The following is a 26,317-nucleotide window of genomic DNA, read 5'->3' on the forward strand; positions in this document are numbered from 1 at the left end:
CGGATGAAAGTTGCATTCGCCACTCAGGACTTGAAGCACGTCGATGCCCACTTCGGCTGGGCCAAGAACATCGTGATCTACGAGGTCGGCCCGGACGGGCATCGGTTTATCGAGGCGATCCAATTCGACGGTGACCTCACCGAAGACGGCAATGAGGATAAGCTCGCGCCGAAGATCGAGGCGATCAGGGAGTGCGCAATCCTCTATGTTGCGGCGATTGGCGGCTCGGGTGCTGCGCGAGTCGTCGCCAGGAACATCCATCCGATGAAGGTGCTGCAGCCAGAGCCCATCCACGACCTTTGCGTCAAACTCGAAACCGTGCTGAAGGGGTCGCCGCCGCCCTGGCTGCGGAAGCTGCTCACCAAAAGCCGGGAACGTACGGTGGATTTCGAAGCCTGAAGGAATAAAGATGGCCGATCCGTCTGAAGTCACTCCAGCCGCCGCCGCCGCGGAATGGCCATTTCTGAAAGAGCTCATCAAGATCTGGCGCGCCCACGACACCCACGGCGCCTGGGAGGGCAAAAAGGATCTTGAACTGCTCGAACCCTACGTTCTCGACAAGCGCAAGCGCCGTGCGCTGCCGATCGTCGGCAATCCCGACCCGGACACGACATGGCGGCTGGAGCTGTTCTTCGACGCCGTTGCGCTCTCTATCGAGAAGGCAACCGGTGTGATGATCTCGCCAATGCTGAAGATGCATCACGAAGGGTTCGGTCGGATCGTGCTGATCGGCGGCCGGCTCGTTGTCGTGAGCAAGCAGCTGCGCGACGTGCATCGCTTTGGTTTCGACCATCTCTCTGATCTCGCCAATCAAGGCGACAAATTCGTCAACAGTGGCGTTGAGATGATCCGTAAGTTCCCGGAAGTGGCGAGTTGTTGAGGCAAGTGTGAGCGATATCGAAACTCTGAAAGCGGAAATAAAGAAGCTGTCGGCCAAGGCGACCCAGGCCAAGATGGACCTCCACGACCTCTCCGAGGAGCTGCCGGTCAACTGGTCGTCGATCCTGAGCGTGGCCCAGAAGGCCCACGCTGCCTTCAGCGAGCTCGAAAGCAAGCGCCAATATCTCGAGGCGCTGGACAAAACATAGCGGACGGTTAGCCATGTCATTCAGGACCCGCGACGGTCGCAATTGGAGGCCGGACTACCTGGTTTCTATCGATCCCAACAAGTGTATCGGCTGCGGCCGCTGCTACAAGATCTGCGGCCGTGAGGTCATGACGCTGAAGGGGCTAAGCGAGGGTGGCGAGATCATCGATCTCGATGAGGACGACGATGAGCTCGAAAAGAAGGTCATGGTGCTGAAGGACGAAGGCGCTTGCATCGGCTGCAGCGCCTGCGCCCGGGTGTGCCCAACAAACTGTCAGACCCACACACCACCTGGTTGATTCAGCTTTCTCCGTCGAGATCGACGAGTGAGTTGTCAGATACAAGCTGGTAGGGAACTCCCAGATCCGACCTGTTCTGGCGTGAAGCCGGCAGTTGCCGAATCGGGCCGCGACCTCGCATGGACCGCCGGCGGCGAAGGCCAGCAGGATCGTGAAAACGACAATGCCGACACCTCGTTGAAGAGTGACTCGCCCTGCATCTCGACCTCGAGACTTCAGGTGCCTTTACATTTTGAGCGTACCCATGACCGCCACCGGATCGGTCAGGCTGATGAGGCCGCCAGACACGAGCGCCAAAGACAGCGGCAGCGACTAACCAAGGAGACCAGCGGGCTGCCAAAATAGAAAGCCAAGGATAAACGTCGACGTGATCGTGGCGAAGGTGGCAAGCTCGATTGGGGGCACGGCGCGGCTTACCAAGGTTGCGAGATCGACGTGGAGCGCTCCCCCGAAGAGCAAGAATGCTAACAGTCCCGGACATCGCGACGGACCTGAAGTCGATCTGGAGCACTGTCTTTGTTAGCGCTTCGAGCAGATGCGTGGCGACGAAGGCAGAGATCCCGCCTTTGCCTGACGCTTCTGGCTCGATTGCAAGGTTCGCGATAGTGATGACGAAACAGTGGATCAGCATACCGTAAGCCCTGTGCAAAAAAGCGGGCTTCGTGCCCCAAACCTTCATTGGGAACGCGTGTGCGCGGATCTCATTATGGCCTGCCTGCAACAGCAGTCCACTTGCGAGAGGCCGCATATATTCCAGCAACTGGAATCGTCATTCAGGAGAACTGATAAAGAAGGTGTCGCCAGTCTGGCGTCTGACGACTATCCGACACTGTTCTGTCGCCTTTGTTGGTCCGCGACACTGGCCTAGTTCGCGAGCTCTTGTCTGGCCTCAGGCTAATCCGCTGAAAGCAATCACAATCTTTTCCTTCTGCTGGGTCGGCCAAATTGGCACGAGTTTTGAAGCTCCTTCGTTGCGAGCCGGGAGCCGCCGACCGACCTTCATTTCGTGAATGACACCGCGATCGATGGAACGAAGAAAGAAAAGCAAAATGTCAAATCCGCATCAGACAGCATTCTATGGGCAGGGGGCCTCGGCGAAATCGCCCCGATGTTCTCAGCAGTTTGCCCGAGCGCCTGGCGCGCGCCGGTCGGATCAGCCAGCCAACAGGTAAGGAAGATGGACGTGCAAGAAACCACGGCAGCATGCCGGGACGCCTTCGCCGAACTGGCGTCGCCAGCGCGCACCCACGACCCGTATCCGTTTATGCGGTGGTTGCGCGAGCACGATCCGGTGCATCGCGCGGCGTCGGGCCTCTTTCTATTGAGCCGCCACGCCGATATTTACTGGGCGCTCAAGGCCACGGGCGATGCGTTTCGGGCACCAGCGCCGGGCGAACTGGCGCGCTATTTTCCGCGTGCGGCGACCAGCCGGTCACTCAATCTGCTGGCGTCTACAATAGCGATGAAGGACCCACCGGCGCATACGCGTCTGCGCCGGCTGATCTCGCGCGATTTCACCATGCGCCAGATCGAGAACCTGCGGCCGAGCATCGCGCGCATCGTCGCAGCGCGCCTGGACGGCATGGCGCCCGCGCTGGAGCGCGGGGAGCCGGTGGACCTGCATCGGGAATTCGCGCTGGCCTTACCCATGCTGGTCTTGGCCGAACTGTTCGGCATGCCCCAGGACGACATGTTCGGGCTCGCCGCCGTCATCGACCCCATTCTGAAAGGCCTGGGCCCGCACGCCAGCGACCCCCAGCTCGCCGCGGCGGACGCGGCCAGCGCCAGGGTGCAGGCCTACTTCGGGGACCTCATACAGCGTAAGCGCACCGATCCCCGCCACGACGTCGTGTCGATGCTGGTCGGCGCACACGACGACGATGCCGACACGCTGTCGGATGCGGAGTTGATCAGCATGCTTTGGGGCATGCTGCTGGGCGGCTTCTCAACCACTGCTGCGACCATCGACCATGCGGTGTTGGCGATGCTAGCGTATCCCGAACAGCGGCACTGGCTTGAGGGAGACGCCGTGGGGGTGCAGGCATTCGTCGAAGAAGTCCTGCGCCGCGATTCGCCCGTCATGTTCAGCACCACTATGCGGATCGCCCAGCGCGACATCGAATTGGGCGGCGTGGTGATCCCGAAGAACGCGGACGTGCGCGTGCTGATCGCGGCCGGCAATCGCGACCCGGACGCCTTCGCCGATCCCGACCGCTTTGATCCCGCGCGGTTCTACGGCACCAGTCCCGGCATGTCGACGGACGGAAAGATCATGCTGAGCTTCGGCCACGGCATCCGCTTCTGCGTCGGTGCGCAACTGGCCAGGGTGCAGTTGGCCGAGAGCCTGCCGCGGATCCAGGCGCGCTTCCCCACGCTGGCATTGGCCGAGCCGCCGACCCGGGAGCCCTCCGAGTTCCTTAGGACGTTCCGCGCGCTGCCGGTGCGGCTGCGTGGGCAGGGGGGCTGAGATGCGCGTCGTGGTCGACCAGGATCTGTGCGCAACCACCGGGCAGTGCGTGCTGACGCTGCCGGGCGCCTTTCGCCAGCGCGAACCGGACGGCGTGGCCGAAGTGTGCGTGGCGACGGTCCCGCAGGCGCTACACGCCGCCGTGCGGCTCGCGGCCAGCCAGTGCCCAGTCGCCGCCATTCGGGTCATCGAAAGCGACGTTGGCGATGATGAGCGCGCCAGCGCCGACCCTGCGCCTTCTCCGGGAGAGGCCGAGCGGCATGCCGCGAAAGAACAACGCAATCCAGGAGGACACGATGGCGCGGTTTGAAGGCAAGGTGGCCGTGGTGACCGGCGCTGGCGCCGGCATCGGCAAGGCAGCGCCCTCGCCATCGCGCGCGAGGGCGGCAGAGTGGTGGTGGCCCACATTGATGGCTCGGCGGGCATCGCCTGCACCGCGCAGATCGCGGCCGAAGCGGGCCACGCAGCTGGCCGTGGCCATGGACATCGCGGACGCGCAGTCGGTGGCAGCGCTGCGCGAGACGGCGGAGCGGCACTTCGGTGGGGTTGACCTGCTGGTGAACAACGCGAGCGACATGCATCTGACCCCGCGCCACTGCGCGATCCTCGACCTGGCCCTGACCGTCTCGGATGAGACCATGGCGACCAATCTGCGCGGCACGCTGCTCTGCTGCCCGCAGGCCATATCGCTCGCGGCGGTGGCGCGATCGTCAACATGTGGTCGTGGCAGGGGCTCAGCGCTGACCCCGCGCAGACGTCCTACGCCGCGTCGAAGGCGGCGATGAAAATGCTGTGGGCCTCGCTCGCCACCCAGTGCGGTCATGCGCAGATCCGCTGGAACGCGATTGCGCCGGGTCTCGTCATGACCGAGCGTCTCCTCGCCAAGCTGGACGAGTGCATGCAACGGCATCTGCGGCGGCACCAGCTCCTGCCGCGCGTCGGCTGCGCCGAGGGACGTGGCCGCGCTGGTGGCATTCCTGCTCTACGACGATGCTGCGTTCATCACCGGCCGGGTCGTGTGCATCGACGGCGGCATGCTGGCGCATGTGCCGACGTACGCCCAGCGTGGCAACAGCCGCGCCGCGCGGCCTGCCGGCACACCGCCGAAGCGGCCGCGGCGCCGCGCTGCTGACGGACATGCTGCTCAACCCGCTGGACCGTCGGCACCGGCTGCGGCACGACATCCCGGTCGTGCCCGGCGCTTTCCCCCTGGTGGGGCATCTTCCCGCCATCGTCTGCGACCTGCCGCGCCTGCTGCGGCGCGCGGAAGGGATGCTGGGCAGCCACTTCTGGCTGGATTTCGGCCCTGCCGGACACATGATGACATGCGTGGATCCGGATGCGTTCGCACTGCTCCGGCACAAGGACGTGTCCTCGGCGCTGATCGAAGAGATCGCGCCCGAATTGCTTGGCGGAACGTTGGTTACCCAGGACGGCGGCGCGCACCGGCAGGCGCGCGATGCGATCAAGGCGGCGTTCCTGCCCAAGGGGCTGACCCAGGCCGGCATCGGCGACCTGTTCGTGCCCGTCATCCGAGCGCGGGTGCAGGCGTGGCGCGACCGCGGCGACGTAACTATCCTGCGCGAAACCGGCGACCTGATGCTCAAGCTGATCTTCAGCCTCATGGGAATCCCCGCGCATGACCTGCCGGAATGGCATCGCAAGTACCGGCAACTGGTGCAGTTGATCGTCGCGCCCCCGGTCGACCTGCCCGGACTGCCCCTGCGGCGCGGCCGCGCCGCCCGCGACTGGATCGACGCGCAGTTGCGCCAATTCGTCCGCGACGTGCGCGCGCATGCCGCGCGCACCGGGTTGATCAGCGACCTGGTGAGCGCCTTCGATCGCAGCGATGATGGGATGTCCGATGACGTCCTGGTCGCCAACATCCGCTTGCTGCTGCTTGCCGGTCACGACACCACTGCCTCGACGATGGCCTGGATGGTGATCGAGCTGGCGCGGCAGCCTGTGCTGTGGGACGCCCTGGTCGAGGAGGCGCAACGCGTGGGCGCGGTGCCGACCCGGCACGCGGACCTGGCGCAGTGTCCGGTCGCCGAGGCGCTGTTCCGCGAGACGCTGCGCGTGCATCCGACGGCCACGCTCCTGCCGCGTCGCGCGCTGCAGGAATTGCAACTCGGCCAACGGCGCATTCCCGCGGGCACCCATCTGTGCATCCCGCTGCTCCATTTCTCGACCTCGGCGCTGCTGCACGAGGCGCCTGATCAGTTCCGCCCGGCGCGGTGGCTGCAACGCACGGAGCCGATCCAGCCGGTGGACATGCTGCAGTTCGGTACCGGCCCACACGTCTGCATCGGCTACCACTTGGTATGGCTGGAACTAGTGCAGTTCTGCATCGCCTTGGCGCTGACCATGCACAAGGCCGGGGTGCGACCGCGGTTGCTCAGCGGCGTCGAAAAAGGCCGGCGCTATTACCCAACCGCACATCCGTCCATAACAATCCGCATCGGCTTCTCATGAGCTGGCATCGCATCACCGTGTGGCGAGGCAGCGGCGCCGGCGACGGGCGGCATTGCTGCACTGGGCGCGTCCGCTCGGTGCGACGCCGGCAACACCGCGGCGGCTCGGCGCTCGCCGTGGCCGTGTCAGGTACAAGGACATGAACAACATGCAGACCGGTTCTACGCTACACGACGACCGAACTGGCGTTTCCGCGCTCGGCGGATTGGGCGCGCAGGTGCGCGGCGCATCCGGCAGGCTGTTGCCGGAGATCTGGATGCAGGACGGCGCAAAGCGGGTCGAACAGGCGTTGGCGCGTCTTCTCTGCGCCGAAGACGATGGTGAGGCCGAGCTGTTGGCGGCGATGCGCTACGCCACCTTGAATGGCGGGAAGCGCACCCGCGCCTTGCTCTGTCTGGCTGCCGGCGCACTGGCCGACACGCCGGCGCACATGCTCGACGACATCGGCGCCGCCATCGAGATGATCCATGCCTGTACCCTGGTCCACGACGACCTGCCCGCGATGGACGACGACGTGCTTCGCCGCGGCCTTCCGACCGTGCACGTCAAGTTCGGCGAAGCCACTGCGATCCTGGTCGGCGATGCGCTGCAGGCGCACGCCTTCCTGACCCTGGCGAGCCTGGATGTGCCGGCCGACAACCGTATCGCGCTCGTGCGCGAACTGGCGCAGGCGGTGTCCGCCGAGGGTGCCGCAGGCGGGCAGGCCATGGATCTGTCGCTGGTCGGAAAGCACGTCGAGCTGGACAGGATCGTGGCGATGCACCGGATGAAGAGCGGAGCGCTAGTGCGCGCGTCCGTTCGCATGGGCGCGCTATGCACCATCGCCGAAGATGCCGTGCACGCTGCGCTGTACTGTGCGCTCGATCGCTACACGGCCTGTTTCGGCCTGGCTTTGCAGGTGGTCGACGACATTCTGGACGCGACAGCTGATGCCGCGACGCTGGGCAAGACCCCCGGCAAGGACGCGGCGGCGCAGAAGCCGACCTGCGCGTCGATCATGGGGCTGCAGGCAGCGCGCCAGTACGCGCTGGATTTATTGCGCGACGCCGGAGAGGCCATCGCCCCACTGGGGCCGCGTGCGGAACGGTTGGCGCAGATGCTGCAGCGGGCCAACGCGTATCTGTTCAAGCACGCGCCATGCGCATGAGCGCGCCCGTCTGCGTGGAGTCGCCCCTGTGCCGCTGCGATCGGCGGGCGGGAGCGGTGCATGCTGCACTGTGTCCGAGCCCGCGGCGCGAATCGCAGCGGTTGCCCAGAACGGCCGCGGCGCGCTGCGCGCAAGCCTATGCGGCGGACCGGCGCCAGCATCGGCGCGTCGCCGCACCGGAGCAGGGCGACCGTCCGGCGCTGCCCATGCGCGGGGCCGCGACCGGCCCGCGGCGACGTGCGCTGCGTCTGCCCGGACCGTCTGCAGAAGGAACATCCCGAGTGAACGCGCTTTCCGAACAGATCCTTTCCGAATTGCGCCACCTGCTGAGCGAGATGAGCGACGGCGGCAGCGTCGGCCCGTCGGTCTATGACACGGCGCGAGCTCTACAGTTCCGCGGCAACGTCACCGGTCGGCAGGACGCATACGCATGGCTTATCGCGCAGCAGCAGGCCGATGGCGGATGGGGAAGCGCGGACTTCCCGCTGTTCCGCCATGCGCCCACTTGGGCGGCGTTGCTGGCATTGCAGCGTGCCGATCCTCTTCCCGGCGCTGCCGACGCAGTCCAGGCTGCAACACGGTTCCTCGAGCGCGAGCCCGATCCCTACGCGCATACGGTGCCGGAAGACGCGCCGATCGCCGCGGAGCTGATCCTGCCGCAGTTGTGCGGCGAGGCCGCATCCTTACTGGGCGGCGTGGCGTTTCCGCGCCACCCGGCGCTGTTGCCGTTGCGGCAAGCGTGCCTGGTCAAGCTGGGGGCGGTAGCGACGTTGCCGAGCGGCCATCCGTTGCTGCACTCCTGGGAAGCCTGGGGAACCCCGCTGAGCACCGCATGCCCGGATGACGACGGCAGTATCGGCATCAGTCCGGCGGCCACCGCCGCGTGTCGTGCGCACGCCGTGACACAGGGGAGCACGCCGCAGGTCGGGCGCGCCGACGCGTATCTGCTAGCGGCATCGCGGGCGACGCGCAGCGGCATCGAAGGTGTCGTTCCCAATGTCTGGCCGATCAATGTGTTCGAGCCATGCTGGTCGCTGTACACCCTGCATCTGGCCGGGCTGTTCGCGCATCCCGCGCTCGCCGAGGCGGTGCGCGTGATCGTCGCGCAGCTCGACGCGCGCCTGGGCGTGCGCGGTCTGGGCCCGGCCTTGCACTTCGCGGCCGATGCGGACGACACCGCCGTTGCGCTGTGCGTCCTGCGCCTTGCAGGCCGCGACCCGGCGGTCGATGCGTTACGCCATTTCGAACTCGGCGAGCTGTTCGTCACCTTCCCCGGCGAGCGCAATGCCTCGGTGTCGACCAACATCCATGCTCTGCATGCGTTGCGACTGTTGGGAAAGCCCGCCGCCGGGACCAGTGCCTACGTCGAGGCCAATCGCAACCCGCATGGTGTATGGGACAACGAAAAATGGCACGTTTCGTGGCTGTATCCCACCGCGCATGCGGTCGCTGCGCTGGCGCAAGGCAAGCCCCAGTGGCGCGACGAGCGCGCGCTGGCGGCGCTGCTGCAGGCGCAGCGCGACGACGGCGGCTGGGGCGCCGGTCGCGCGTCCACATTCGAGGAAACCGCCTATGCGCTGTTCGCGTTGTACGCAATGGACCGGAGCGAAGAGCCGACAGGGCGCCGGCGCATCGCGCAGGCGGTGGCGCGTGCGCGCGAGTGGATGCTCGCCCGCCATGCGGCGCATGCATTGCCGCAGACGCCGCTGTGGATCGGTAAGGAACTGTATTGCCCCACCCGGGTCGTGCGCGTGGCCGAACTCGCCGGGTTGTGGCTGGCGCTTGGTTGGGGGCGGCGCGTCCCGGCCGAGGGAGCAGGAGCGGCGCCATGATCCAGACCGAACGCGCGCTGCAGCAGGTGCTGGAGTGGGGGCGTTCCCTGACCGGGTTCGCCGACGAGCATGCCGTGGAAGCGGTCAGGGGCGGCCAGTACATCCTGCAGCGCATCCAGGCGAGCCTGCGCGACACCAGCGCCCGCACCGGCCGCGATCCGCACGACGAAACGCTGATCGTGGCGTTCTATCGCGAACTGGCGCTGCTGTTCTGGCTCGACGATTGCAACGACCTTGGCCTGATCGCGCCGGAGCAGCTCGCTGCCGTGGAGCAGGCGCTGGGGCAGGGCGTGCCGTGCGCGCTGCCCGGATTCGAGGGCTGCGCTGTGCTGCGCGCTTCGCTGGCCGCGCTCGCCTACGATCGTCGCGACTATGTTCAGCTTCTTGACGATACCCGGTGCTACTGCGCGGCGCTGCGCGGCGGACACGCGCAGGCGGTAGGGGCGGAACGCTGGTCCTACGCCGAGTACCTGCACAACGGCATCGATTCGATCGCCTACACGAACGTGTTCTGTTGCCTGTCGTTGCTGTGGGGGCTGGACATGGCGACCTTGCGCGCGCGTCCGGCGTTTCGCGAGGTCCTGCGGCTCATCTGCGCGATAGGGCGCCTGCACAACGATCTGCATGGACGCGACAAGGACAGGTCGGCCGGCGAGGCCGACAACGCGGCGATCCTGCTGCTGCAGCGCTATCCGGCTATGCCTGCGGTGGAGTTCCTCAACGACGAGCTGGCCGGCCATACGCGCATGCTGCACCGGGTGATGGCGGAAGAACGCTTTCCCGCGCCGTGGGGACCGTTGATCGAGGCCATGGCGGCCATCCGCGCGCAGTACTACCAGACCTCGAGCAGCCGCTACCGCAGCGACGCTGCGGGGGAGGCCAGCGTGCGCCGGCCTGAACGCGCGGGAGGCGGCGGCGTGCGCGCGCTGCCGTCGGTCCGATCCGACGCAACGCCGTCGCCCGATGCGACGGACGGAGCGAGCATGAGCGACACCGCCCTGAGCCGGCGCAAGGACGACCATCTGGACATCGTGCTGGACCGACGAACGGCGCCGGCCACGATCGCCCCCGGCTGGGAGTACGTCCGTTTCGAACACTGCGCATTGCCCGATTTGGACCTGACGCAGATCGACCTGCGCGCCTCGCTGCTGGGCAAGACCATGCGCGCCCCGCTGCTGATCAGCTCCATGACCGGCGGCATGTCACGCGCCGAGGCCATCAACCGGCATCTGAGCGAGGCAGCGCAAGCCTTGGGGATTGCCATGTGCGTCGGTTCGCAGCGCGTGAGCCTGCAATCCCGCAACTCCCAGGGGCTGACGCGCGCGCTGCGCCGCCTAGCCCCAGACATTCCCTTGCTGGCCAATATCGGCGCCGCGCAACTGCGCGAGGCCGACGGCCTGGACCTGGCGCGCCGGGCGGTAGATGCGCTGGAGGCCGATGGACTCATCGTCCATCTCAATCCGCTGCAGGAAGCGCTACAGCCGGAGGGCGACCGCGACTGGCGCGCCGTCCTGGCGCAGATCGCTCGCGCCGCGCGCAGCGTGGGCGTGCCGATCGTGGCCAAGGAAGTGGGGTCGGGCCTGTCCGCCTCGGTGGCCTGTGCGCTCGTTGCGGCGGGCGTGGCGGTGATCGATGTCGCCGGCGCCGGCGGCACCAGTTGGGCCGCGGTGGAGGGCGAGCGCGCCCGCGATGCCGCCGACCGTACAGTGGCAATGGCGTTCGCCGATTGGGGGATTCCGACCCCAGCCAGCCTGCAGGCGGTACGTGAGGCGCTGCCAACGGTGAAGCTGATCGCGTCGGGCGGAATCCGCGACGGCGTCGACGTGGCCAAGGCCATTCGCCTGGGCGCGGACATCGCCGGGCAGGCGGCCGGCGTGCTGCGCGCGGCTACGGTATCCACCGAGGCGGTTGGCGCGCATTTCGAGATCGTCATCCGCCAGTTGGCCGTCGCCTGCTTCTGCACCGGCTCGGCTGATCTGGCGGCGTTGCGTCACGCGCGCTTGTTGCCATCGGCGCATCTGCCCGCCGGTTGATGGCGGCGTCGTCCGCACTTGCGGCGGGCGCCTAGTCTTACTCAGCCAGAAAGTCGCGGATGCGGGGATTCGCGGTGGTGGCGGATTTGCTCGGGTGCTGCTTCGTGCCAGGGAAGCGCCCCGCCATGCCCGACTGGACAGCCGAGAGTGAAGCCGCATTCGGCGCCTATGTCGATGCTTTGATCGGGGTGATCGGCCACGCCGAACGAGCTGAGCCCCTGACGGGGCCGGAACAAGGTGCGCCGGGAGACCGGCAAGGAGTAGATGGTGCAAGTCCATTGCAATGAAGGAGTAGCGATCGACCCCGAGTCATGGGCGATCCGTCGTGAGGAGACTTTCCGTGGTGTCAAACAAGGGTTGTTAGGCTCAAGCAGTCCGTCAGCATCGTTTTGAGACAAAGCGGTGGCGGTGGAATGAAGGTTACGATCGAGGGCCGGAACGAATTTGACGACACATGCCGGAGGAGGTCCGCATAGACAAAGAGCTGGGAGAGCCTGTTCGACGGCGACATCTTGCTTGTCGATGCGCCATACCAAGAAGATCATGGCAGCGCTGCAGAGCGCGGTCGTGAATCATGAGGCGGAGACATATGCCCTTCTCGCCGGTTTTGCCCGGACTGCCATACACTCCGACCGGTCAGCGACTAGACGACACGCCGGATCCGAACCGTCTGCGGCACCATTGAGGTTCGCAATCCCCGATTGCCATCCAGGGCCGATCGAACGACACCGGAGCTGATGGAACTGATGGCGCGGCTAGGAAGCATGCTGCCCTACCGGCAGGCGCCAAAGGTGCTGGCCGATTCCTGCCCACTGAACCGACCGAGACGCATGCGATCGTGCGCAAGGTACGATCAGGATCGGCAAGCGGCTCGACGACCAGGTCATGCAGGAAACTGGCGTGCGAGGTCCCAAACGGATGACCGATGGCACCTTGAGATGCAGCTTCCCGGAGCTCGGCGCAAAGAGTTCGTCATCAGCATCGATACGGCGTACGTTCGTAGCGCCTGATCAACATTCGGCGCGAATTTTCGAGCTCGTCGTGGCCAGATGCGCCCGCGGGGGATGGGGAGAAAGGGGCGGTTGCTATTTCTTAACCGGCAGCACCGACCATCAGGCAATCCGCGATCGTGCTCTTCGCCCTCTCTAGGAAGTCGGAATATCGCGGCTTTGGGGATGTGACGGTGATCTCGGACGGGGCCGAAATCTTAAAGCGGCTGCCCCGCGCCATGCCGAAACCAACGACCCACATCATCGACTGGTTTCATATTGCCATGGAGATCCAGCCCATACAGCAGATCGCCGATCGCATCGTACGATTCCGATCAGGCCCTTTTTGAGTGCTTCCAGCCATCGGCAGGGACGTCAGAACTGTGAAGTGGCGTCTGTGGCATGGGCGGGTCGGCCGCGCGATTCGCGACCTGGAGCAACTTCCCAGGACAGACTCAGTTGCGGCATGCTGCATAGCTTCGCTTCGTTCTCACAACATTGAAGACGTGCGGCCAAGTCTGCTCAGCTATCGCTTGGCCTGGCTCGACCAACCGGCACCCCGCCGTCGCGTTTTACGGCTCTGCGGAATTGCATGTACGAGGCAAACCGCTTGACACTGGCTCCCTGGGTTCTCTCGAACGATGCAAACGTGTGCGTTACTCAGTCCTCGGGTCGGTCTCCATCATTCATGGGCGCAGCTCGTCGATAATTTCGGTTGGCGAGCATCGAACGCGACATCTCTGCGCCACGCAGGCTGGCAAAGGCCTGGAGCACAGCGCCAAAGCCGAACCATACATCGGCGATCCGCCCTCTGAAATGTGACCGCGACCATCAGCCGATCAGCATTGGATTGTCCTGATCCCATGGATGCAGTCAAGCGCACGGTCGTGGCCGGCCGCCCCTCAGTGCAGTTGACGACAGTGCTCTTGGCCGACACACGACTAGCAGAGTGGCGGTGTGATCTCCCGAAAGGGAGGCCGGTAGTCCATCACCAGGGTTTGTCAGAGCCAGTCCCGGTGAAGCGGGCGCAGTGACCCTCTCCCCGGCATAGTCGTCGAGCTGGCGAGAGAGAGGTCTGCCTCAGACGGGGCGGTTTTCGCTTCTGTTTTTCACCGGCTCCATTTTGGCCAGGCCGTCCTCGTATGAAACTTCCCTGTATGATCCACCGATGTCCTTGGCCGCGTCGAGCAGGTAGTCGAGCCTACCGGCCGTACCGAGCTTCTTGATGTCATTCTTGTCGACGCCGGCGAGGTCCATCATCTCCTTCCAGACAGTTGATTCGTCGCAAGGCAGAATGCGGAAGGTGATGTCGCCTATCTTGGTGCGGTACTTCGCCAGCAGATCAATGTTGTTGCAGAAAATGAAATAGCTGCCTTTGGGGCTCAGCCTGCCATCCAGAACCTTTGCAGCCTCAGGTAGATACCCGAACGAATGCAGATATCCGGCAAGGACTGGGATAGTCGGTTCGCCTTCCTGCGCGATTGCAAGAACTTGTTCAATGGAATAGTCCGGCGGTCGTTTTTCGTCGGCGAGCTGGGCTTGGAACTTCAGCGCGATGTCGCCCCGAAATCCAAATCGCCCCGGCTTCGTTGTCTCGGTCTTAAGCACCGCATTCAGCAACCGCCCCTCCTTGTCCAACTGGCCAAGAGCGGTATTGTCGATCGACGTCATGGAAGGCTCCTCATCAATCTGTCGTGTACATGCATCGCCAATGCGGCGTGTCCGCTGACCTTATGCAAGTTGTTTGCCGTGCGCCCATGTCTGCAGCGACACACACGGTAAGCGGCGGATTGGCGCAATGTGCAGGGATAATACGTGCTGGCACCATCACGAGGTCTCGGCCGGATAAGGGCGGGACGCCCGAAAACCGCCTGTCGCAAATCAGACAGGTCGCAAATCGAATGGTCGCCGCCTTCAAAACCAATGGACTTCAGCTGCATCTCGATTGGCATGGGATTTGCGAATTGTGCCTCCGACAGAAACTGAGAGCGAGCCAGAAATGATCAGCCTAACGGATAGCGCCATCAACGCACTGAAGGCCGCAATCTCCTCGACGGCCCAGCCGGCAAGCGGTTTGCGGGTCATGGTCGAAGGCGGCGGTTGCCAAGGGTTCACGTACAAAATGGGTCTTGCTCATGAGCCGGTCTCCGATGAGCCCGTGTTTGAGCAAGACGGGATCAAAGTCTTCGTCGACAAGGCGAGCCGGGTGCATCTCAACGGCACCACGATCGATTTCGTGGTGTCGCTCGAAGGATCAGGGTTCCGCTTCGATAACCCAAATGCCAAATCGAGCTGCTCCTGCGGCAAATCGTTCAGCTGAGTCGCCTTCGGACCATTCGCAATGGAAGGAGCATCGAACATGGGCCTGAAGGCTGAACGAACGAAGCAGTCTTCGAGTGCAGAGGCTTCCGATCGCGAGCGGATTGTCCGTGCCGTGCTCGATGAGATTCGGCCAAGCCTCAGGCGTGATCGTGGGGATTGTGAGCTCGTCGAAATCGAAGGCAACAAGATCATGGTCAGGCTCACCGGCGCCTGCATGTTATGCAAGCTTGCGGGAACGACGCTCGCGGCCATTCAGGCGCGCCTGATCGAGCGGCTCGGCGAGTTCGTCCGCCTGATCCCGCTCCCCGCAGCTGCCAAAGAGGGGCCTTAAGTGCAGAGCGGACCGTCCGTGCAGCCGATCTACCTGGATAACAACGCGACGACCCGTGCACATCCATCGGTAGTCGCGTCAATGCTGCCGTTCTTCTCTGGGCAATTCGGCAATGCGTCGTCCGGGCATGCATTCGGCATTGAGGTTGCGCCCGCATTGAAACAAGCGCGCCGGAAGCTGCAGGCCCTCGTTGGCGCGGCATTCGATCACGAGATCGTCTTCACCTCGGGCGCGACTGAATCCGACAACACCGCGATCCTGTCCGCGCTCGCCGTGCAGGAGGGACGCGACGAGATCGTCACTACGGCGGTTGAGCATCCAGCCGTGCTGTCCCTTGCCGAGGAGCTGGGCCGACGCGGAATCAAGACCCATGTCATTCCGGTCGATGCAAGCGGCCGATTGAACATCGAGGATTATCGCAACGCATTGTCGAGGCGGACGTCAATCGCATCGGTCATGTGGGCCAATAATGAGACCGGTACGATCTTTCCGGTGAAATCCCTCGCCAAGATGGCGCGCTCAGTCGGCGCGCTCTTTCACACCGATGCGGTCCAGGCGGTCGGGCGGATTCCGATTGACCTGAAGACTACGGACATCGACATGCTATCGCTCTCCGGCCATAAGCTCCATGGTCCGAAGGGGATCGGCGCGCTGTATGTGCGCAAGGACATCAGGTTCCGACCGCTGATCTTCGGCGGCGCACAGGAGCGGCATCGCCGCGCTGGCACCCAAAACGTTCCGGGCATTATTGGGCTCGGCAAGGCGGCGGAACTCGCTGCGGCACACCTCATACAAGAGCAGACGCAGATTGGCATGCTTCGCGACCGGCTGGAGCAAGGCATTCTCGCTCTCGGCTGTTGCATCGTGCTTGGTGATATCAAAAACCGCTTGCCAAATACGTCCAACATCGCATTCGAGCATCTCGAAGCAGAGGCCATCGTCGACCACCTGAACCGCAACGGAATTGCCGCTTCGCTCGGTTCAGCCTGCGCGTCCGGCTCGATGGAGCCGTCCCATGTCCTGCGCGCGATGAGAGTACCACCGACTTTTTTGCGCGGTGCGGTTCGCTTCTCGCTGTCGCGCGAGACGGCGCCGGATGAGATCGATCGTGTCCTGCAAGTCCTGGCGGACATCAATGCCAAACAGAGAGCCTTGTGGCGTGCGTGTCAGGAGCGCGCGGGCGAGAGCTCACAAGTTGCGGAGCTCCTATGAAGGTCATGATTCGCCGTTCGCCCGAGACGGGGCTTTCGATTTATGTGCCCAAGAAGGATCTTGAGGAGTCGATTGTCGAATGTGAGCACGAGACGCTGTGGGGTGGTTGGATTAGAATCGCGAACGGGTGGGTGCTCGACCTACCCGCGATGGCGAGTGACACCATCCTTCCAATTACGATCAATGCCAGGAAGCGCGACGGCGAAGCAACCGAATGATGAATGCTGCGACTCCACAGAACCTCGCCAAACCAGCGGATGCGAAAGCTGTTGTTGGCGCAGCGGTCCGGCCTTTGCGAGGAAGGCCACATCAATCCCTGGCTTTGGCTTGGCGTGTGGTCGAAGGTTCCAGCCGAACCTGCCGATGACTCCGGAAGCGGTCGAACCGTCCTTGGGACCCAAGATGGCGCCGACGCATGGTGTCAAACGCAATACTCGGCCTAGGCCTGCACTGTTGGGCCAGCGAGATGGCGTTGCCGGGGAGGCCTCGCGAGGGCCCATTGTGCTGACATCGCCAGCCCGGTCGTTACATTCCGCACATCTTCACAGCGTCAGGCCAATCGCTGCAACTCCGCAAGATACAGTTTCGAGAGGATTGGATCTCGCACCGGGCCAAGTCGTAGCTCGCAAATCGTGATGCAACGGTCGCGATGCAAATCCTTGAATCAGTCGAATTGCGCGAAGACTAAGGTTGTAAATGACGCATCGTCATACAAGGAGCGTCGACGACTCGCGAACTGGAAGGCCAACGCCCTCCGCTCCTGACGATGATCCCTATCTGTGGTTGGAACAAATAGAAGGCGCGCGGGCGCTGAACTTCGTCGAACGGCAGAATAGCAGAACCCTGGAGGTGTTTGGCGGACCCGCAGCCGAACGAGACAGAGATGCGCTGACAGCGATTTACGACCGACCTGACAATATCCCCTATGTCAGCCGGCGCGGCGAGTATCTCTACAATCTGTGGAGGGACGCCAATAATCCACGCGGCCTCTGGCGGCGAACCACTCTGGAAGAGTATCGCAGGCTGAAGCCATCATGGGACATCCTGCTCGACCTCGATCAACTTGCGGTCAGTGAAGGCAAAGACTGGCTTCTGAACGCCACGGCCGCACCGCCTGGAGATCACTCGCGATGGATCTTGAGTCTATCGCGCGGCGGAAGCGATGCCGTCACCTTGCGTGAATTCGACTCAGACACGAAGCTCTTCATCCACGATGGCTTTGTCTTGCCGGAAGCCAAAGGCAGCGGCGTATGGCTCGATTTTGATACGCTGGTGTTGTTAAGCTCTCATGGTGACGGCATGGCCGCGACAACCGGCTATGCGCGCACGGTGAGGCTGTGGCGGCGTGGTACGCATGTTGACAACGCGGCAGTGATCTTTGAGACCAAGGCCGCTCATGTGTCAGTCGGTTGCAGTGTTGACGACACTGTCGTGCCGCCCAGGATCTGGTTCCTCGATGCGACAGACGTCTCCAATTGCGTGGTCTGGCTGGGCGATGAAACGGGAGCCAAGACGAGGCTCGATTTGCCAAGTAACATCTGGATGCGGTCGCATCGCAACTGGCTTGCCCTGAAGCCGCGCGAGTCCTGGTCTGTGGCAGGGCACACCTATGCCGCGGATACGGTGCTCGTCATCGCGCTGCCGGCATTCCTGGCGGGCAGCCGCCAGTTCGAGATTCTCTTCGAGCCGGGCCCGCGCCGTGCGCTGCAGAGCTTCTTTTGGAGTGCGGGCAAGCTTGTGCTTTGTATTCTCGACGAACTCCGCCCGGTCTTCGAGATCTGCACGCCATCCGATCATCGCTGGAACCGCGAGCAATTGGGCGGGCTTCCTGATCTTGGCGTCGTTGACATCTGGTCTCTCGATCGCAATCCGTCCGAGAGCAATGGCGACTTGCTGGCTCACGTCGAGGATGCGCTCACCCCGCCGTCTCTCATCCTGCTGGAGCGGGGCGTGGGCAGTCCCGCCGTGCTGAAGCAGGCGCCGAAGACGTTTGCCGCGGAGCACTGCGTGGTCACGCGGCACGAGGCCATCTCGATCGACGGTGAGCGAATTCCCTACCTACAGACCGGCCCGGTCAGACAGACCGGCAACGCGCCGGTCCATCTGAGCGGATATGGCGGGTTTGGAATCTCCGTGAAACCCTATTACAATTCCGCGCTCGGTAAGCTTTGGCTTGACTGCGGCGGCACCACGGTTCAGGCAAATTTGCGCGGCGGCGGTGAGTTCGGCACGCGCTGGCACGACGCCGGCCGGCTGGCCGGCAAGAGATTGTCGCATGACGATTTCGCAGCCGTCGCCGCCGATCTCGTTAAGCGCGGCGTGACACAGGCCAAGCGGATCGGGGCCGAGAGTGGATCGAACGGCGGCATCCTCATTACCAACATGCTAACGCGATATCCTGGGCTCTTTGGCGCACTGTTCTGCACCGTCCCGCTGATCGACATGCGCCGCTACACCAAACTGCTCGCCGGGGCGAACTGGCTTGCCGAATATGGCGATCCCGACAACGCTGAGGAGTGGGAGTGGCTGAAGACCTATTCTGCCTATCATGCTGCAAGACCCGGGCAGTCCTATCCACCGATCCTGATGGCCACCAGGCGGCGGGACGATCGCGTCCATCCCGGACATGCGCGCAAAATGGCAGCGAAGCTGCAGGCGATGGGCTATGAGGCTTATTTCTACGAGCATGCCGCCGGCGGCCACGGCTATGGCAAGGACAACAGGGAGCACGCCGGCTTGTTGGTGCTGGGTCTGCGTTTCCTGAAGAGCAGGATCGGCTGGCTGGATACCGAGGACGGAGCGACGTAGTGTAGTTGTTGGACGGCAGTTCGTGCGATGTCGACCGAGGCGGCTGCAGCTTTACGAATCTGAGGTGTCCACACCCGCACCACCTATTCGAGATGCCTACCAACGTTTGGACGCACGGTCCAATCCGTGGCCGTCGGGACCCTGGGCACCAGGCGTTTCTCTTCACCTGCCCGACAATGCGTCCGGAGTGTCAGGAAGGGGCCCGCGTGATCTTCACGTCATAGGTCGGTAACGGGTTTCTTGTCTGCATCTAGGAAGCATCGCCGGTTCAAGTTGTCCTTCAAAGCGCGTCCGGAACGTCTTTTGCGGATTGTGCTTTGCATACGCGTCACATTTCGGCGACAAGATCAACTTTCAACGACACCAGCCGCCATGCTCTTTGCTCAAGGGCATAGATGAACCAGCGTACCGCCCTCGTAATAGCGCTGCCGGGCGCTCTTGTGATCGCAATTCTGTCAGCTTTCGAACATGAGTTGATAAAACGGACATTCGAACGGACGGTGCCTAACTGCTTGACGCGAAACACAAATACGTTTGTGGCAGGTATGGCACGCCAGTTGCTCTTGCCTTTTCAGAACTCGGGGGATGCTTGCTGGAGGGATTCGGCTTGCGAAGAGAATTGGAAAAATGAGTACTTCAGCGCAACACCAGGTAGCCTGCGGCGGCGGCGAGATCAGCGAGACCATGCAAGTCATGGCTAAGCACAACAGTTGCGGTATGGTCGGTGGGAGCGGCAAGGCCAGGTGCCGATCTCAGGCCGGCATCGGCAATGTGCCAAATGAGGTCTGGGAAAAGGTGAAGAACCATCCCTGCTACAGCGAGGAGGCGCACCATCATTATGCCCGGATGCATGTCGCCGTCGCACCCGCCTGCAATATCCAGTGCAATTACTGCAATCGTAAATACGATTGCGCAAACGAATCGCGCCCCGGCATTGTCAGCGAGAAGTTGACGCCGGAGCAGGCCGCCAAGAAGGTGCTCGCGGTCGCTTCCGCCATTCCTCAGATGAGCGTGGTCGGCGTTGCTGGCCCTGGCGACCCCCTGGCGAATCCGGACAAGACATTCAAGACCTTCGAGCTCGTCAATAAACTCGCGCCAGATATCAAGCTGTGCCTCTCGACCAACGGTCTGGCGCTAGCTGATCATGTCGACACGATTGCAAGACTTAAGGTCGATCACGTGACGATCACGATCAACATGATCGATCCCGATATTGGCGCAAAAATCTATCCCTGGATCTTTTACCGCCACAAGCGCTACACCGGCATTGAAGCTGCAAGCATCCTCAGCAATCGGCAGCTCCAGGGCCTGGAGATGCTCACCGCGCGCGGCATCCTGTGCAAAGTCAACTCGGTGATGATTCCCGGGATTAACGATCAGCATCTGGTTGAGGTTAACAAGGCCGTGAAGTCGCGCGGCGCCTTCCTGCATAACGTGATGCCGCTGATTTCGTCACCCGAGCACGGCACCGTGTTCGGTCTCAGCGGGCAACGCGGCCCGACCGCACAGGAAGTGACAGCATTGCAGGATAGCTGCGAAAGCGAGATGAACATGATGCGTCACTGTCGCCAGTGCCGCGCCGACGCCGTCGGACTGCTCGGGGAGGACCGCGGCGCCGAGTTCACCATGGAAAAGATCATGGCCATGGACATCAAATATGATGAACAGGCCCGAAAGGAGTATCAGACCAAAGTCGAGAAGGCGCGCATCGCAAAGCTTGCGGCCGAGCAGGAGCAGCTTGCTGGGCTTGCCAGCGCGTCCAGCGAAATCAAGGTGCTGGTGGCGGTTGCAACCAAGGGCTCGGGATTGATCAACCAGCACTTCGGTCATGCCAAGGAGTTCCAGATCTACGAGCTCTCAACTTCGGGCGCAAAATTCGTTGGCCATCGTCCTATTCATTCCTATTGCCAGGGCGGCGATGGCGAGGACAGCAAGCTCGAAATCGCCATCGATGCCATCAACGACTGCCATGCCGTGCTCGTGTCAAAGATCGGCGGCTGCCCGAAGGCCGAATTGATCAAGGCCGGAATCGAACCGGTCGATCAGTACGCCTGGGAGTTCATTGATGGCTCGGCGATCGCCTGGTTCAAACTCTATCTCCATAAAGTCAATGAGGGGAAGATCAAGCACGTTGAGCGGGTCGATCCGGCGGCCCGCCGCAATGCGCTGATTTCCGCCGCCTGAGGATGGGTTCATACAATGCCGTTCAAGATCATCGCCTCGCAATGCACAGGCTGTTCGGCGTGCGAAACGCAGTGCCCGAACTTCGCTATTTCCGAGCGAGCCGGCGTTTTCCTGATCGATCCTGAGAAATGCACCGAGTGCGCCGCCTACTTTGATGAGCCGCAATGCGTGGCGGTTTGCCCGGTTGACAATACATGCGTGCTCGATACGGCGCTGCCGCGTCACCAGGCTGCTTGAGGGCCACGATGGATGTCACTACGACACTCGTTCAGAAACTCGGGCGGATGATGCTCCGCCTTCACGAGGCGCCGGCCACGACTTTCCCCTTCTCAGACCGGGTGGACGGCTCTCCCTGGTCGCTAACCTTTTCGCCAGTTGTCGACCCATATTCTGGCAACGCGCACGTGGGCGGGAGCGCTCGAGCTATTCCTGTCGACCCGAAGGCCGCTGTCTTGGGCGTCAAGGATCAATTTCGCCGATGGACCCACAAAGGGCTGACCCGTCTTCCACGATATCAATCCAGTCACGTGCGGCCATCATTGAACAGGCGATATTCATGCCCGAGGCCTTCTTCAGTTGGTCATCCGAGAGAGGGCGTCCTCACCGAGCCGTGTCTTGGTCGCACGGTATCGAGCCGGCTAAGCATCATCACAGGGCGACAGGGCTATCCTATCACCTCGATGAAGGTGCAGAAATACACCTGCGCCACGGCATGGCGTTCGGACCCGATCACGTGATGCGGAAACGAATTTCCTGCCACCGGTGCGGTCGGCGCCACCAAGTTGGAATTCGGCTGCTATGAGAGCACCTCGTGCGGGTCTTCCTGTTCTCGCTCAACGCCTATTGCCGACTTGCAGGTGCGTCTCGGGCAACCCGGCGAAGGACGACAACTGTCGGAGGCTGCTGGGGCTTTGTCCGGCGGACGATGCTAGCGCCAAGGTGTTGTTGGGCGAGCGTATGGGCGGGACCGTGAGTGATCACGTCCACAATGCCCTCGGTTGCCGGGGTAATCAGGTCGACTCTGTCAGCTGTGCGCATCCCGCGCTGAAGCACGCGGCTCGCGGCCGGCTCAAGCACGCCCGGCTCGATGACAGACGCGCGTGCCGCGTCGATGGCTTCTTCAACATCAACCATGGGCTCACGGATAGTTATCTCGATCGTCTCGATTTTTGGCTGCGGGCATTGATGTTGCTGCACCGGGATCCCGACAGGCTCATGCAATCCGTGACCCCAAGCGCCGCCGTGCGGGAATGGAGGGGGTCCATCGAGCATCATGATAGGGCGGTTCGTAAGCCCGGGCGCTCGCGAGGCGCGGTACAGTTGAACCATGGAGCGGGGACGGCAGCATGAGCAACATCGCCCGTGATAGTGACATCGTCGAGCTGACGGACGCCCCCTTCTTTGATTATGGTGACAACGTGCGGGCCAACCGCACCATCCGCAACGACGGCACCTATGTGGGCAAGGAGATCGGTGAGGTTCTGGTCAAGAAAGGGGAGCTTGGCTATGTCGTCTCGATCGGCACGTTCCTGCAACAATTTTATATTTATGGAGTCGAATTCCTCGGCTCCGGCAATCGCGTCGGCATGAAATGCAAGGAGCTCGATCTAGTCTCGCCAAGCCACGAAGGCGAGGAGCCGTTCTTGCCAGGAGCGGCACCCCGATGATCGAACCAAGATCGCCAAAATACCGGTCAGGCCAACGTGTCAAGGCGGCGATCGATCTGCTCAACGACGGTTCCTTTCCCGGCGCGTCGGCCGAAGAGTGTCTGGTCAGCGTCGGGTATATTGGTCAGATCGTCCAGGTCGGTCGCCATACGGGAGCGAACCTACCCATTTATATGGTCGACTTCGGCAAGCAGTTGGTGGTTGGCTGCCTCGAGGCAGAAATCTCTGCAGTCTAGGATATCGCGCAATGAACGCAGCAATCATCAGACGACATCATTCCGGATTGCCTGCGCATCCCAACGAGCTCGACCGGTGGCGGATCGTGCGCGCGCTGAAGAAGCGCGAGCACTACCGATATGTCTCGCCAAAGGTGACAGCGGTTGCTGGTGGCTATCTGGTCGAGAGCCCGTGCTGCTCAGGCAATATCAATGCGGAGGGCGGCCTCGTCGACGTCGCGCTGCTGCACCACGATAGGACTGCGGCGGCATGGCAGCTGCTCCGCAAAGATCACCGCAGGAGCCTTTGGGAGTGGCATTCAACCCATCAACGGCTTGGCCTGGCGACAGCGGTTCTGAACGCCGACCCTGAACGTTTGTTCTGGCAATAGATCGTGGAGATGGTGCTCGAAGGCGCCTTGACGGAGATCGAGTAGACGCTCGCCGCCATTCATAAAGCCTCTGAGCCCCGCCTGACGCTCCGGCACAAAGTTCCACATCTTGTGGATTTGTTGCGAGCCGTCCGACATGACGCAGAATCCGTTCCGCCGCGTTGGAAGTTCGACCTGCATCTGCTCGACGGCGGAGGTCACTGTTACAGATCACGAATGATCCGCAGCGCGCCGGCATTGTGCTGGCCAAGCGCTCTGGCAAGTCGATCAAGCAATGGCCTGCCGGTGCCAAGCTCACACAGGACGGCTAGGCCCGCGGGTTGCTTGCCATGCCGTAGTGCCGGGCCCGGGAACGTCACGATCAGGTCGCTCGCTCGTTCATCGGGTCCATAAGACGGGGGACAGGTGATGGTCTCGGAGGGACGGTTCGCTGGGACGGAATCGCCTGGGAACGTCAATGTGGCTTATTAGACCAAGAATACTGCGGTAGATGAAGTTTGGATCAGCGAGCCGTGCTCGATCTGCTGACGAGGAATAACGCTCAGGCTTTGTAAGATGTGCCTTTGTGAGTACTCGCCCTTAGGTCCACCGCCGTGCACTCGCCGTGAAGGCCGGTTGATGATGCGCGCGCAAGCGAGGCAGTGCGACTGTCCCGGCCCATCCGCTCTCTCTAGTGCATCAATAGTATTGGGGCTTGGAAATATCATACTACAAACTACTGAGTGAAGTCGGCGCGTTCAAGCAGAAGCGCTTTTCGAGTTGTTGTTTCGAAGACGCATCGAGTGTCCCATCTCTATCGCTTGCTTCCATGTTGAAGGCGCTGACGTGCACGTAGAAAATCAGGTTTGTCACGCGAATAAAGATCCAGATGACAGAGGACAAATTCGCGTGTAGTTCCGGTTCTTATCTCAAAGAGAAAAATCCGCTTGAATGGTTGTCGATGACCATTGATATGGTAATGGGAAGCAGTTGCGTCTTCGCCAAAAACAAGACGCTCCAGGCAGATGTGCAAAGCGAAATCGGAGAACACGTGGCAAAAAGCACCAAGCGCAAAGAGTATAGTAAGGATGACGTCAAGCTGCTCAAGGCGCACTCAAAGGCCCGCACCCCTGTAGCTAGGGTTTCAAAGCTTATGAAGCGATCCGAGGGCTCTCTAAGACAGAAAGCACGTACCTTGGGGATTGGCTTGGGTCACCAGCGCTGAGATCCGCCTCAATGTTCGGAAATTGACCGGCGTGATGATCGAGACGGCCAGGCGGCTTACGACCGCCAGGCCACCCGATCGCTTCAGGTCCCTGCGCCCAAGGGTCAGCTCGCCATGAACGAGCTGACCGATTTCCTGATAGACCGGCTCACTTGGCCTAAAACTCGTCGAGTCATGGTTTTAATCAGGGACTGATAAGCCCGACTCGTTCGTCTCATAGTGCGGCTTACATCGGTCAATATAGATTTATCGAGCCCGGAAATACGGTCCGCGAGCGTGCCGGCGGATCATCATCCCGGCCGGTAGACGTCATTCGGCGCTGAGCTATCTCCCTCTGCCTCCATCCTTCTCGAGGCGCGACTACTGGAACCTAGTTGCCCCGAAGAGGGAGCTTGGCCCGAGTCCGTGGGTGCCGGCATGTCGGCCTACAGCATTAGCGGCCTGCGGCTGACGCAGATCGCTCCGATGATGCTGCGGGCCGGCAAGGCGCAGAAAGAAGGGAATAGCCGCGGTCCGGCCTATGGCGACAACATAAAGGAACTCCGGCAGGAGATGTGCGTCGAGTAGGCGCAGAAGCGTACAAGTATTTTGTATGTTCATGCGGAGCTGCCTCGGCATCCTCTTGTATGCGGGATTTGTTATGAGGTGGGCAAGAGCGGTGGTGAACCTTGTTCATCGTCATCATCGAGACTGTCGATTGGCCGCCACGACTGCCGCGCGCGGACAGCGCGGCGGCCGCGGTAGACTCGATGGTGGCAATGAGATTTGAATTGCGTGCCGCACTCGCTAGCAGCAGGCCGCATTTGCGGTAAGATCGTCCGTATCCAGAAACGATTGAATCTGACGTCCTTAATTCGGGAGCTGCTCCTTGCTGCACTTTCGATATGTTGCCTCAGGCAATTTTAAGCGTGTCGCCGCCGATTTCGCGGTTGCAAGGGCAGAGCTCATCCGTCTGTATCGCATCCAGAACGCGTAACGTGTCCGTCGGGCTGCGGCCGACATTGAGGCTTGTCGCATAGACATGCTGGACCGTGTTCTCAGGATCGACGATGAACGTGTAGCGATGCGCGATGCCATCACGCGATCGCACTCCAAGGCCATCGACCAGTGCGCCCTTGGTGTCCGCAAACTGCCAGATCGATAGACGGTGCAGATCCTTGTGCTCACGCCGCCAAGCGAGCTTGCAAAACTCGTTATCGGTCGAGCCACCAAGCACGATTGCATCGCGATCGGCGAAATGCTTGGACAGGCGAGCAAACTCAGCGATTTCGGTTGGGCAGACGAATGTGAAATCCTTCGGGTAAAAGAAGATGATTTTCCATTTTCCGGGGAAACTCCTCTCAGTCAGCGTCTCGAAGGCGCTCTGCCCGTTCTCCTCTGGCAGGTGAAAGCCGGGCTTCACGCCTGTGATGTCGAACGGCGGCAACTTACTTCCAATTCCAGGCATATTGTCCTCACAGCATCGCGTCACACGGAAACAGCGTTCCGCGACTGGCAAAGCAAGCGATATGCCACCCCGCTGATGGCAAGCCCCATCATGCCGGTCGTGGAACATTCGCCTTTGATGATGGCGGTGTCCTCGGACCCTATCTGCACCGTGTGGTCTCCTCAATTGACTCGGCCCGGCATTCCCCATTGCGCGCTCCTTCGCCC

General features: G+C 62.2%; 26 protein-coding genes and 2 pseudogenes. 26 read left to right on the forward strand and 2 right to left on the reverse strand.

The genetic code is table 11. The features are described from left to right. The first annotated feature begins 3 nt into the window (after window positions 1-3). The 14 genes and pseudogenes from nifX to IVB42_RS35840 all read left to right on the forward strand — a co-directional run bounded on the left by nifX (window position 4) and on the right by IVB42_RS35840 (window position 12,679). A complete protein-coding gene (nifX, locus tag IVB42_RS35775) occupies window positions 4-399 on the forward strand; it encodes a nitrogen fixation protein NifX (protein ID WP_247299065.1) in 396 nt (131 codons plus the stop codon). 10 nt (window positions 400-409) lie between these two features. Next, window positions 410-880 carry a NifX-associated nitrogen fixation protein gene (locus tag IVB42_RS35780; RefSeq protein WP_247299062.1) on the forward strand — a complete coding sequence of 157 codons (471 nt, stop codon included), beginning with the start codon at window positions 410-412 and terminating at the stop codon, window positions 878-880. Between the two features lie 7 nt (window positions 881-887). Further along, on the forward strand, window positions 888-1,088 hold the full coding sequence (locus tag IVB42_RS35785) for a CCE_0567 family metalloprotein (protein ID WP_018457678.1): 201 nt from the start codon (window positions 888-890) through the stop codon (window positions 1,086-1,088). Between the two features lie 13 nt (window positions 1,089-1,101). Further along, window positions 1,102-1,386, forward strand: coding sequence for a ferredoxin III, nif-specific (gene fdxB / locus IVB42_RS35790; protein ID WP_018457679.1), 285 nt, complete (start codon window positions 1,102-1,104; stop codon window positions 1,384-1,386). 81 nt (window positions 1,387-1,467) lie between these two features. Next, window positions 1,468-1,731 (forward strand): hypothetical protein, encoded by a 264-nt coding sequence (locus IVB42_RS35795; RefSeq protein WP_247359571.1) that lies wholly within the window; start codon window positions 1,468-1,470, stop codon window positions 1,729-1,731. A gap of 832 nt (window positions 1,732-2,563) precedes the next feature. Next, window positions 2,564-3,853 carry a cytochrome P450 gene (locus tag IVB42_RS35800; RefSeq protein WP_247359599.1) on the forward strand — a complete coding sequence of 430 codons (1,290 nt, stop codon included), beginning with the start codon at window positions 2,564-2,566 and terminating at the stop codon, window positions 3,851-3,853. Between the two features lies 1 nt (window position 3,854). Beyond that, entirely contained in the window at window positions 3,855-4,163 is a 309-nt protein-coding gene (locus IVB42_RS35805) for a ferredoxin (RefSeq protein WP_247285933.1), read from the forward strand. Next, window positions 4,150-4,985, forward strand: a pseudogene (locus tag IVB42_RS35810) (SDR family oxidoreductase). Before IVB42_RS35805 ends, IVB42_RS35810 begins: the two are co-directional and overlap by 14 nt. 5 nt (window positions 4,986-4,990) lie before the next feature. Next, window positions 4,991-6,328 carry a cytochrome P450 gene (locus IVB42_RS35815; RefSeq protein ID WP_247471948.1) on the forward strand — a complete coding sequence of 446 codons (1,338 nt, stop codon included), beginning with the start codon at window positions 4,991-4,993 and terminating at the stop codon, window positions 6,326-6,328. A gap of 148 nt (window positions 6,329-6,476) precedes the next feature. Continuing rightward, entirely contained in the window at window positions 6,477-7,475 is a 999-nt protein-coding gene (locus IVB42_RS35820) for a polyprenyl synthetase family protein (protein ID WP_247471979.1), read from the forward strand. A gap of 281 nt (window positions 7,476-7,756) precedes the next feature. Next, window positions 7,757-9,307 (forward strand): hypothetical protein, encoded by a 1,551-nt coding sequence (locus tag IVB42_RS35825; RefSeq protein ID WP_247471950.1) that lies wholly within the window; start codon window positions 7,757-7,759, stop codon window positions 9,305-9,307. After that, a pseudogene (locus tag IVB42_RS35830) lies at window positions 9,304-10,205 on the forward strand (hypothetical protein). Before IVB42_RS35825 ends, IVB42_RS35830 begins: the two are co-directional and overlap by 4 nt. Window positions 10,206-10,290: 85 nt before the next feature. Beyond that, on the forward strand, window positions 10,291-11,340 hold the full coding sequence (gene fni, locus IVB42_RS35835) for a type 2 isopentenyl-diphosphate Delta-isomerase (RefSeq protein WP_247471952.1): 1,050 nt from the start codon (window positions 10,291-10,293) through the stop codon (window positions 11,338-11,340). A gap of 1,129 nt (window positions 11,341-12,469) precedes the next feature. Then, window positions 12,470-12,679, forward strand: a complete 210-nt coding sequence (locus IVB42_RS35840; protein WP_247285936.1) for a hypothetical protein — start codon at window positions 12,470-12,472, stop codon at window positions 12,677-12,679. A 730-nt stretch (window positions 12,680-13,409) separates the two neighbouring features. On the opposite strand, the gene IVB42_RS35845 is transcribed toward IVB42_RS35840, so the two are convergent. Next, complete coding sequence (locus tag IVB42_RS35845) at window positions 13,410-14,000, reverse strand: hypothetical protein (RefSeq protein ID WP_247285937.1); 591 nt, start codon at window positions 13,998-14,000, stop codon at window positions 13,410-13,412. 328 nt (window positions 14,001-14,328) lie between these two features. On the opposite strand from IVB42_RS35845, the gene IVB42_RS35850 reads away from it, so the two are divergent. The 12 genes from IVB42_RS35850 (at window position 14,329) to IVB42_RS35905 (ending at window position 25,231) form a co-directional block, all read left to right on the forward strand. Then, window positions 14,329-14,649: an iron-sulfur cluster assembly accessory protein gene (locus IVB42_RS35850; protein WP_247395810.1), complete on the forward strand. Its 321-nt coding sequence runs from the start codon at window positions 14,329-14,331 to the stop codon at window positions 14,647-14,649. Between the two features lie 39 nt (window positions 14,650-14,688). Further along, window positions 14,689-14,982: a NifU family protein gene (locus tag IVB42_RS35855; RefSeq protein WP_247299047.1), complete on the forward strand. Its 294-nt coding sequence runs from the start codon at window positions 14,689-14,691 to the stop codon at window positions 14,980-14,982. 18 nt (window positions 14,983-15,000) lie between these two features. Further along, a complete protein-coding gene (gene nifS / locus IVB42_RS35860) occupies window positions 15,001-16,194 on the forward strand; it encodes a cysteine desulfurase NifS (RefSeq protein ID WP_247471982.1) in 1,194 nt (397 codons plus the stop codon). Then, the gene (nifT, locus tag IVB42_RS35865; protein WP_247336471.1) at window positions 16,191-16,412 is read left to right on the forward strand and encodes a putative nitrogen fixation protein NifT; all 222 of its coding nucleotides are present in this window, start codon (window positions 16,191-16,193) and stop codon (window positions 16,410-16,412) included. The genes nifS and nifT overlap by 4 nt, the downstream gene beginning before the upstream one ends. A 478-nt stretch (window positions 16,413-16,890) precedes the next feature. Next, complete coding sequence (locus IVB42_RS35870; protein WP_247471954.1) at window positions 16,891-19,002, forward strand: prolyl oligopeptidase family serine peptidase; 2,112 nt, start codon at window positions 16,891-16,893, stop codon at window positions 19,000-19,002. A 627-nt stretch (window positions 19,003-19,629) separates the two neighbouring features. Further along, window positions 19,630-21,186, forward strand: a complete 1,557-nt coding sequence (nifB, locus tag IVB42_RS35875; RefSeq protein ID WP_247471985.1) for a nitrogenase cofactor biosynthesis protein NifB — start codon at window positions 19,630-19,632, stop codon at window positions 21,184-21,186. 15 nt (window positions 21,187-21,201) lie between these two features. Then, complete coding sequence (locus IVB42_RS35880) at window positions 21,202-21,423, forward strand: 4Fe-4S binding protein (protein WP_247299039.1); 222 nt, start codon at window positions 21,202-21,204, stop codon at window positions 21,421-21,423. Between the two features lie 1,109 nt (window positions 21,424-22,532). Beyond that, the gene (locus IVB42_RS35885; RefSeq protein WP_018457701.1) at window positions 22,533-22,853 is read left to right on the forward strand and encodes a nitrogen fixation protein NifZ; all 321 of its coding nucleotides are present in this window, start codon (window positions 22,533-22,535) and stop codon (window positions 22,851-22,853) included. After that, window positions 22,850-23,089 (forward strand): nitrogen fixation protein NifZ, encoded by a 240-nt coding sequence (locus IVB42_RS35890; protein WP_018457702.1) that lies wholly within the window; start codon window positions 22,850-22,852, stop codon window positions 23,087-23,089. Before IVB42_RS35885 ends, IVB42_RS35890 begins: the two co-directional genes overlap by 4 nt. 11 nt (window positions 23,090-23,100) lie before the next feature. After that, a complete protein-coding gene (locus IVB42_RS35895) occupies window positions 23,101-23,460 on the forward strand; it encodes a hypothetical protein (RefSeq protein WP_247471956.1) in 360 nt (119 codons plus the stop codon). 868 nt (window positions 23,461-24,328) lie between these two features. Beyond that, window positions 24,329-24,664, forward strand: coding sequence for a hypothetical protein (locus IVB42_RS35900; RefSeq protein ID WP_247299032.1), 336 nt, complete (start codon window positions 24,329-24,331; stop codon window positions 24,662-24,664). Between the two features lie 417 nt (window positions 24,665-25,081). Beyond that, window positions 25,082-25,231: a hypothetical protein gene (locus IVB42_RS35905; protein ID WP_247299031.1), complete on the forward strand. Its 150-nt coding sequence runs from the start codon at window positions 25,082-25,084 to the stop codon at window positions 25,229-25,231. A 325-nt stretch (window positions 25,232-25,556) separates the two neighbouring features. Here the strand turns inward: IVB42_RS35905 and IVB42_RS35910 are convergent, their stop codons facing one another. Beyond that, on the reverse strand, window positions 25,557-26,111 hold the full coding sequence (locus tag IVB42_RS35910) for a peroxiredoxin (protein ID WP_247285950.1): 555 nt from the start codon (window positions 26,109-26,111) through the stop codon (window positions 25,557-25,559). Between the last annotated feature and the right edge of the window lie 206 nt (window positions 26,112-26,317).

This window comes from Bradyrhizobium sp. 45 (assembly GCF_023073155.1).
GTDB lineage: Bacteria > Pseudomonadota > Alphaproteobacteria > Rhizobiales > Xanthobacteraceae > Bradyrhizobium > Bradyrhizobium canariense_D.